General features: G+C 76.4%; 1 pseudogene. It reads right to left on the reverse strand.

The window, feature by feature from the left end:
- A pseudogene (locus AX737_RS15615) lies at positions 1 to 466 on the reverse strand (RND transporter); the annotation flags it as partial.

The following is a 466-nucleotide window of genomic DNA, read 5'->3' on the forward strand; positions in this document are numbered from 1 at the left end:
TCGTCGCCGTGCGCGAAGGCGGCGGTGCCGAGGATGAGGGTGATGCCGATGGCGACCAGCGCCACCGCCGGCGCGCCACGGCGCCCGCGTGCGAGCGCCGTCACGAGCACGCCGAGCAGGAAGGCGACGGCGACCGCGGCCACCAGGGCCGGGTCCTTGGCCATCAGCCGTTCCCTGATGCCGTGGGCGACCTCGGAGACGCGCGCCAGGGCAGCCTGAGCCGGGGCCGGCTTGGCAGGCGCCGCGGCCGCGGCGACCTTCGGGTCGGGCACTGTGACCGCCACGGTCAGCACATCGACCGCGTCCCCGGCCGTGACGGTCGCGAGGAGCTCGTGCCGGCCGGGCTTCGACAGCCACGGGACCGGCAGCGCGTAGCCGCCGTCGGTCGTGGCGGTCGCGACCCTGGGACCGTCCGGCGTCTCGACCTCGATGGTCGCGCCGGGCACCGGCTCGTTCGTCCGGAAGC

The sequence above is a fragment of the Methylobacterium sp. CCH5-D2 genome, from assembly GCF_001556475.1.
GTDB classification, from domain to species: Bacteria; Pseudomonadota; Alphaproteobacteria; order Rhizobiales; family Beijerinckiaceae; genus Methylobacterium; species Methylobacterium hispanicum.